We start from the raw sequence: 7,843 nt of genomic DNA on the forward strand, positions 1-7,843 counted from the left end.
CCATCATCGGCTCCGACGTGCTCCAGCACGTACGCGCGGCACAGATCCCGGGCCGCCTCCTGGTCCCACAGGACGTGGCTGAGCACGCGCTGCGTCCGCCACGGGCGGGCGTCGCCGATCTGCTCGGCCAACTGCCAGCCGTTCTTGCGCTTGGCCGCGCTCAGCAGGCCCTCAAGGTACAGGCCTGCCTGCCGCCGCGGCTCGGCCCGGACGAACAACTCCCCCAGTCTCGCCTGCAGCGCTCCCAAATTCTCGCGCCAACTCAGAATGTCCCGAGGATCCGACCCCATGGCCTGCCCCCACGAACCGACATGCCGCCACGCCGCACATGGGAAAGCCTCACGGCAAGCTCAACTGTAGAACTAAGCCCGATATCACGAAACCGTAAGCTATTTACAGGAAGGCTGGGGACAACGCCAGACTCACTTGCACGTGTCAGGTGCGATGAGCTGGACCCAAACACCTTCCCAAGCCGGAAGAGCTGGCCCTCCCAATGAGCAGGCTTGCACAGCGTGGGAGCCGGATGACGAACCTGAATGGTCACACGTGGCGCCGTGCTGCCGCCCCGGCTGGGTGCGGTGAGGCAATCCGGTCGCGTTCCTAGGTCAGGCGTTCGCCAGCTGCCCCTGGAGCTGCTGAGTGGCAGCATACAAGGCGGCTGTGATGAGGGCAGGGTGCTTCCATTGGTCATTGCCGGAGCACGGAAGCGGCGCCGCAGACAGATGCTCAGCGATGCGCCCGCACGCGTCATGCAGAGCCATACGCCGCGCGGCCGGCTCGTCGATGTCGGCAAGGTACATCTCGAGGCTGGTGAGCAGCGCCTGCTGCAGCTGTGCGGCAAAATCGGGTTGTGAGTGGGCCAAATGGAAGGTCTCCGACTTCAGTACCGCGTCGTAACTGAGTCAACGATTCGCACACTCTCCACCGCCTGTCAGTGGAGGCTACAAAACCTAACTCTTTCGGTGGCGACGGTATCCCCGAGTTGGAACAGCAGCTTATGTGGATAACTTCGCTTAAAGGGTTCACTCGTACAGGAAATGCACTGCACAAACTGGGCGTCGAATCCTTGCCGCCTATCCGTTTTAAAGCGGAAATAAGCAGCATCTTCAGTGCTCTGAAGAACCCTCCTCGTCCCCCCGACCGAGAGCCCCCTCCATGTCCCAGTGCCCTACTTCCGGCCGCACCTTCCAGATCGAACTCCGCTCCGTTCTGGCTACCCTGCAGTGCCTGTCAGACTATGCGGCCGAAAAGGGCGACGGCCGGTCCGCCGCAATCCTCGGCAACGCCGCCGATCTTCTCGAGCTAACGCTCATCACTCCCTGCGCTCAGGTTCTAGTGCGCCCGCCCGTACCCACCCGCGAGCAGCTCGCCCAAGCACTTGTTTAGCTCCGCCGTACCCTTCACGTCCGGGCAACTGGATGGCGCTGTTGTGGCAGGGCGTCCTCGTAGCTCAGCACGTCCACCACGAGCGACATCCACTGACGCGTTATTCCGATCATGCGTTCCGCCTCATGACGGCCCCTCGGGTCCTGGATCCCTCGCTTGACCATCCCGCAGTTCCGACGGTTAAAGGCGATGCTCGGATTAAGGAGTGCAGCTAGGGCTGCTCCGGCCTCTGCTCGGCCGCCTCTCGGCGAGTGAATTCGGCATCGAACAAGGCCGCAAGGCGAGTACGCATCGCGATTGCCTCGACGGGGTCCCCAGTAAGGGGCGCCTCAGCAAGCACCTGCTCCATCTGAGCGCGCAGGGTTCGGATCAGCGTCAGCCGCTCACCCGGCGCGGTGCGCTTGAGCATGACATCCAACGCTCCAGCCACTGCCCTGGCGACCACCTTCTGAAGATCCTCAGAGGACTCAGCACCGCCGTCCATCATCGTCACCTTTCAAAAGCAGGATCAGAACCCACGTCGCCTAATGCCGCCGCAGATGGTGAGGCCGGCGATTTACACTTCATTTACCATCCAGACGTCACGTTCCGACATCGGCATGAAAGCACGAAGAGGCAAGTTGTCTTAACGGGAGCGTTCAATGTCTGAAGGCTGCGACGGGTCTGCTGTCCCTTGCCCCATGACGGAGCACCTAGCGCTCGCCATTGGGACGACAAAAGCACTGGCCGAGTACGCACGAGCAAAGCACCTCACCAAGGCAGACGAACTTCTCGCCGGAATGCTCGCCCATCTTCTGATGCGCAGTGACACTAGTCACAAGGCGGACTAGAGCACTTCAGGCTTGCACGGACTGGCGGGTTCTGATTCGACGCTGTTGATGAAGCAGCGAGGCTGGTGATGACGGCACCCCTGTCGCAGGACCTGCGCAAGCGCCTGGTTCGGGCTGTCGAGGAGGGCGCCTCGGCGCGGGAGGCGGCGGCCCGGTTCGCGGTCAGTGCTTCGGCGGCGATCAAGCTGGTCCGGCGGGTGCGCCAGACCGGCAGCACGGCTCCTGCCAAGATCGGCGGCTACCGCAAGCCGCTGCTGGCTGGGCAGGAGGCGTTCCTCCAGGAGCTGACGGCCAGCCGGAAGGGGATCACCCTGGCCGAGATCCGGGTGGCGCTGATCGAGCGCGGCGTGGCGCCGGTCTCGCTGATGACGATCTGGTCCATGCTGAAGCGGCTCGACCAGTCACACAAAAAAAGCAGCTGAGGGCGGCCGAGCAGGACCGGCCGGACGTCGCGGCTCATCGACGTCACTGGCGCGTCTGGCAGCGCTACATGGACCCGGAGCGCTTCGTGTTCCTCGATGAGACTGGCGCCGCCACCAACATGGTCCGCCGCTACGGCTGGGGTCCGCGGAGCGAGCGTTTGGTCGACGCCACGCCGCATGGCCACTGGTGCACCACCACCTTCATCGCAGGGCTGCGCAGCACCGGCCTTGTCGCACCGCTTGTTCTGGACGGCCCGATGACCGGTGAGACCTTCCTCGCCTACATCGGACAGTTCCTCGCCCCCACTCTCTCCAAGGGCGACGTCGTGGTCCTGGACAACCTCGCCGCTCACAAGGTCGCCGGTGTGCGTGAGGCGATCCGCGTCACCGGCGCCAGCTTGCTCTACCTGCCGCCCTACTCCCCCGACCTGAACTCCATCGAGCAAGCCTTTGCCAAGCTGAAGGCGCTGCTCCGAAAGGCCGCGGCCCGATCGCGCGAGGCACTCTGGACGACCATCGGGCAGCTGATCGCCACCTTCACCCCAGCCGAGTGCAGGAACTACCTCGCCAACTCAGGCTACGCGTTCGAGTAAGGTGGAAAAGCTCTAGCCTTATTGGCAAGGTAGGCAGTCTGCGACCACCGTGAGCTTCGCTGGCAACGAGTGCGGTACTACTTGTGTACGGTGGGAAGGTTTGCGCTGTGAACAGCGCTCGTCAGACCGACTTGATCATGTGAGATGTGCAGCTTCGTTGAAGATTAGCACGTCTACCACAAGCGCGACGCACTGACGTATGGCGTGGAGCACAGTCCGTGCCTCCTTCAAATTGCCGAGGAGTTTTTGCGCTGGCGGACGAGGCCGAGGCCGAGAAGGCCGGCGCCGAAGAGGGCCAGCGAAGCGGGCTCGGGCACCGGCACCGGCACCGGCGCGGTGACCACGTTGGCGAGCAGCCTCAGGGTGGAGGTGTAACCCTCAGGGTTGGTCCAGATGCCGGTGAGGGAGTTGAACGAGCCGCGTCCCTCTTCCTCGAAGTGGAGACCCGTCATGACGTAGCCCGGGATGTTTGCCGTGTAGCTCGCGGCGAGAAGATTGAGGATGAGGTCGCCGGCGGGGTTCTGGGTGTTCTGGATGTTGAGGTTGAAGGCCGCGCTCCCGAGGCCGACGGGCGAGGTGAAGATGTTCGAGAGGCTCCAGGTGACGTTGAAGCTGTCATCGGTGCGGTTATCGGCGGTGGCGCGGTTGGTCCAGTTGAGCTGGCCGAGGGTGACGTTCTGCCCGTCAAGGTCGGTGGTGGTTCCGGCGTCAACAGCGGTCAGCACGGAGGAGATGTAAGGGGAGGGGCTGCCGCCGAAGCCGTTCTGACCGCCCCAGTAGATCTGGTTCTGGCCGTTCTGGACGCAGGTGGCGGGATTAGTGCAGCCGGCGATGCTGCTGAGGGTCCCGTTGGAGGAGTAGGTGACGGAGGCCGCCGCAGCCGAGAGGCTGGTGAGCGCCAGCGGGGCGGCGAGGGCGGTGCCGAGGAGGAGATAACGAAGGCTCATGCTTGGTACTCCTGATCAAGGTCGGTTGGATCCGATCACCTGATCAATGACAATTTAGATGCCGATACGCAACTGTACTGAAACTATTATCGATGCATTGTCAGAATGGTTAAATCCTATCTGTTGGATCGTCATCCAAGCTCCGATAGTCACGCGTGCTCGCGCAGCAGCCCGACGAGAAAGGTATGGCTCTCGCTCATCGTAGAGGGTTAGCGAACTCCGCTCGGCCAAAACACCACGCGCAAAGTCTGCAGGATGATGCGCAGGTCGAAGAGCACGCCGTAGTTCTTAATGTAGAACAGGTCGTAGCTGAGCTTCGAGCGTGCGTCGTTAAGCGAGGCGCCGTAGGGATAGTTCACCTGTGCCCAGCCGGTGAGGCCCGCTCGCACCAGGTGCCTCTCCTCGTAGAGGGGCAGGCGGGATGCGAGTTCGCGGACGAATTCCGGCCGCTCCGGCCGGGGTCCGACGAAGGCCATGTCCCCCCGCAGGACGTTGAGTAGCTGCGGCAGCTCGTCAATGCGCGAGCGCCGGAGCAGCAGCCCGAACTTGGTTATGCGCGGATCGTCGGTGGCAGCCCAGACCGCCCCGTTGCGCTCGGCATCCGTCCGCATCGTGCGGAACTTGATGATGCGGAACACGCGCCCGCCGCGGGAGACGCGCTCCTGGCGGTAGAGGATGGGGCCGCGATCCGTGAGCTTCACTCCGACGGCCGCGGCGACCACCAGCGGGGCGATCCACACGAGCAGGGTCGTGCTCACCCCAATATCGAGCATGCGCTTCAGCAGCCGGTCTGTCGTGCGCACGATGAAGCCGTCAGCGTAGAGGAGCCAGCTAAGATCGAGGCGCTTGAGGTCGATGCGCCCGATCTCCTTCTCCAGGAAGGCGGCGTACTCGCTCACCGGAAAGCCCACCATCTTGCAGGCCAGCAGCCCCTCCATCGAGAGGCCGCGGCGCTCGTCGGGGGCGACGACAATCCTGTCAGGGTTCAACGCCTGGGTGGTCGTGAGGAGATCCGAGGCGTCCGGCACGATGCTACTGGTCGCGTCCGCCGTGATCCTCGGGTCGATCTCTCCCAAGCGAGGGTCGTGGACGAAGACGACGTCGAAGGCAAGCGTCCGCGCCTCGTGGCGCAACATCCAGACGAGGTCCCAGGCGCGGCGGCCAGCGCCGACGACGAGAAGGCGGCGCCGGAAAAAGCCCCGCCGGCGGAGAAGGTGCAGCACCAGACGCGCGCCCAGCGCCGCGGCGGCGAAGCCGGGCACGGAGGCGGCGAAGAGAAGATGCGCCTCGGGAGTGCCAAAGATTGTTGGAAAGGCGGCTGTCATCGCCCAGGCAGCCAGGGCTCCGGCCCCTGCAGCGACTGGCAAACGCCCGAGTGCCTCACCAAAGCCGACAAGCGCGTCGCGTCGGTAAAGGCCAAGGGCGTAGAGAAGGCAAAGGTCGGCAACAGGGAAGAGCGCCGCGCCAGGGCCCACCGGCTGCAGCGCAGGAACAAGCCGCAGCGCGGCAAAGCAGACTGCCGCGAGGAAGGCGACGTCGAGCAGGAACAGGACGTGGGCAGCGCTCGGACCGGCGTTTCTCGTCATGGTCAGCAAGCTGGTATAGGACGATAAGGAAAGGGTTAAGCCGAGCCGATGAGGTGGGTGGTGTCGACGAGCGGGGTCGTGCTCAGCAGGGCGGAACTTGCGGGCAGGGATTGGGCAAAAGCGAACTGGCGGCAGCAGAAGCACGACAATCAACCGCTCTGAGTGCAAGGAAGATCGAAGTTGCGGTGGCTCAGCGTCACTGCGCCTTGAGGACCGACCCTGCCATGCCTGACCCGCTCCTCACCTTGAACGACCTTGCCGCCGCTCTCGGTGAGGTCAGCACCAAGACCGCCCGCAGATACCTCGTGCAGGCCATGGCGGCTGATCCTGGCTTGCAAGCCATCCGCCGAGGCCGAACCCTCCTTCTCACCCCCGACGCCCTAGCGCGGGTTCTCCGCACGCTCGAATGGCGCGCACCCTCTCCCACTCCTCGGCCGATCCGGCGTGTCGTGTCGGTTCGAGAGGCTGCTGGTGGTGTGGACGCTCAGAGGGCGGTCAGGGACCTCGCCGGCCAACTGCTAGGCCGAAGCCTCACCTGACCTTGCCGGGCTTCCGCTTGGGTTCTCTCGCCCGGATCTCAGCAGCGACCCGAGCTACGGCTTCCTCGGCGTCGAATGCCGGCGGCTGGCCGAGCATGTGCGCATCGAGCGCCAGGCGATCCCACCACGGCTGCCGATCGCCCAATGCTCGCGACGGTCCGGGCACCCGCTCTGCGCGGACTAGCCGACGGAAGGCATCAACGGTCAGCCCGAGGTGGGTCGCGGCATTCTGGGCGGAAAGCCAGCGAGGGCCTGGATTGGGATCGCTCATAGCGTCCCGGGGAGGGATGTTGCTCCGCCGCTTATTGGTGTTCCCCTAGAATGCGGTTTGCGAGTTGCCTAACCGCTTCGTCCTCGTGAGGGCATGAGGCTGGCGGGTTGTCCGGCGTGTCATACCGCACGGGACAGATCTGATGGACCATCCGCTGCATGCCGTGCCGGGCGCTAGGTGCATGCGTCCACTGCACGCTCCCGTCTGGGCGGCGCAGAACCTTCGTGACATCGAAGATGGTGCCGCACCGGCTGCATACCGCTTCGGCCATGCCTTCCTCCCCTGCCTCGTGCCGCTCTAATGCCAGGGAACCCGTAGTACTTGTTCACGAATCGTTCGCGTCTGTCCTAGCCTTCGCCGGAGCCTACCCCGGAGTCTGTGATGACGCATGACCACCTCTACCGCCCCGAGCCCTGCGCCGCTTGGCCGGTGCTAGAGCTGCGCGCCGTGGGCATTGCCTACCGGGACGCCGCCGGGCGAGGCCTGGAGGGCTCTGCGTGCCTCGAACTGGCCGTGGCGGCCTATCGGGCGGCCGGCGGCGGCGAATACGGTGCCGAGCGCGCCGTCCGCGACATGATCGCGTCGCTCTCGCGGGAGCACGGCGACTGGCTCTGGGGACCGGCGCAGGCTTGGNTTCGCGTCTGTCCTAGCCTTCGCCGGAGCCTACCCCGGAGTCTGTGATGACGCATGACCACCTCTACCGCCCCGAGCCCTGCGCCGCTTGGCCGGTGCTAGAGCTGCGCGCCGTGGGCATTGCCTACCGGGACGCCGCCGGGCGAGGCCTGGAGGGCTCTGCGTGCCTCGAACTGGCCGTGGCGGCCTATCGGGCGGCCGGCGGCGGCGAATACGGTGCCGAGCGCGCCGTCCGCGACATGATCGCGTCGCTCTCGCGGGAGCACGGCGACTGGCTCTGGGGACCGGCGCAGGCTTGGCGCGACCAGCACGTCAGCGGGAATGACCAGCTGGAGATTATGGCCTCCTTCGAGTGCGAAGCCGCGGCGAGCTGATGGGGCAGGCGGCCCCGGCGCGCGACCACCTAGGCTGGTGGCTGATGATCCGTTGCGGCTGCGGCTACCTCGTGGACTACCCGGTCCGCCTGCTGATCGACCACTATGGCCCGGAGGCGGATTTGCACCTGATCAGCGCGCGGCTTCGCTGCCTGAACTGCAAAGAGCGGCCGGTCTCGGTGGAGCTGGTGGACCGGCCGGACCGGAGGGGTGAGGGACACGGAGGAGGGACGCCGGCGACAATCAAGCCGCTGCCTTGATC

7 protein-coding genes and 1 pseudogene are annotated in these 7,843 nt (G+C 65.0%); 4 read left to right on the forward strand and 4 right to left on the reverse strand.

The features are described from left to right. Window positions 1–218 (reverse strand): annotated as a pseudogene (locus EAH89_RS30105) (IS701 family transposase); the annotation flags it as partial. Window positions 219–722: 504 nt separating this feature from the next. Here EAH89_RS30105 and EAH89_RS33300 point away from each other — a divergent pair. Continuing rightward, complete coding sequence (locus EAH89_RS33300; RefSeq protein ID WP_277753915.1) at window positions 723–854, forward strand: hypothetical protein; 132 nt, start codon at window positions 723–725, stop codon at window positions 852–854. 743 nt (window positions 855–1,597) lie between these two features. Here EAH89_RS33300 and EAH89_RS30110 read toward each other — a convergent pair. Continuing rightward, window positions 1,598–1,879 (reverse strand): hypothetical protein, encoded by a 282-nt coding sequence (locus tag EAH89_RS30110; protein WP_140887752.1) that lies wholly within the window; start codon window positions 1,877–1,879, stop codon window positions 1,598–1,600. Window positions 1,880–2,284: 405 nt separating this feature from the next. Between EAH89_RS30110 and EAH89_RS30115 the strand changes: the two genes are divergently transcribed. After that, window positions 2,285–3,231 (forward strand): IS630 family transposase gene (locus EAH89_RS30115; RefSeq protein ID WP_206667733.1). Its coding sequence is split into 2 segments (ribosomal slippage): window positions 2,285–2,605 and window positions 2,608–3,231, totalling 945 coding nucleotides; the frame shifts between segments, so codons are not numbered across the junction. A 227-nt stretch (window positions 3,232–3,458) separates the two neighbouring features. On the opposite strand, the gene EAH89_RS30120 is transcribed toward EAH89_RS30115, so the two are convergent. Together EAH89_RS30120 and EAH89_RS30125 are read right to left on the reverse strand one after the other, a co-directional pair. After that, entirely contained in the window at window positions 3,459–4,178 is a 720-nt protein-coding gene (locus EAH89_RS30120) for a choice-of-anchor K domain-containing protein (RefSeq protein ID WP_140887756.1), read from the reverse strand. Window positions 4,179–4,387: 209 nt separating this feature from the next. Then, a complete protein-coding gene (locus tag EAH89_RS30125; protein ID WP_161993857.1) occupies window positions 4,388–5,764 on the reverse strand; it encodes a TIGR03013 family XrtA/PEP-CTERM system glycosyltransferase in 1,377 nt (458 codons plus the stop codon). 1,490 nt (window positions 5,765–7,254) lie between these two features. Between EAH89_RS30125 and EAH89_RS30135 the strand changes: the two genes are divergently transcribed. Then, entirely contained in the window at window positions 7,255–7,581 is a 327-nt protein-coding gene (locus EAH89_RS30135; protein WP_140887764.1) for a hypothetical protein, read from the forward strand. After that, complete coding sequence (locus tag EAH89_RS30140; RefSeq protein WP_140887767.1) at window positions 7,581–7,841, forward strand: hypothetical protein; 261 nt, start codon at window positions 7,581–7,583, stop codon at window positions 7,839–7,841. The genes EAH89_RS30135 and EAH89_RS30140 overlap by 1 nt, the downstream gene beginning before the upstream one ends. The last annotated feature ends 2 nt before the right edge of the window (window positions 7,842–7,843 follow it).

Origin of the sequence: Muricoccus nepalensis (genome assembly GCF_006438825.1) — a bacterium.
Taxonomy (GTDB): domain Bacteria; phylum Pseudomonadota; class Alphaproteobacteria; order Acetobacterales; family Acetobacteraceae; genus Roseomonas; species Roseomonas nepalensis.

Bases quoted from the DNA above. Each gene is read 5' to 3' on its own strand.
- EAH89_RS33300 (WP_277753915.1), top strand. From the start codon at position 723: ATGCTCAGCGATGCGCCCGCACGCGTCATGCAGAGCCATACGCCGCGC.
- EAH89_RS30120 (WP_140887756.1), bottom strand. From the start codon at position 4,178: ATGAGCCTTCGTTATCTCCTCCTCGGCACCGCCCTCGCCGCCCCGCTG.
- EAH89_RS30125 (WP_161993857.1), bottom strand. From the start codon at position 5,764: ATGACGAGAAACGCCGGTCCGAGCGCTGCCCACGTCCTGTTCCTGCTC.
- EAH89_RS30135 (WP_140887764.1), top strand. From the start codon at position 7,255: ATGACGCATGACCACCTCTACCGCCCCGAGCCCTGCGCCGCTTGGCCG.
- EAH89_RS30140 (WP_140887767.1), top strand. From the start codon at position 7,581: ATGGGGCAGGCGGCCCCGGCGCGCGACCACCTAGGCTGGTGGCTGATG.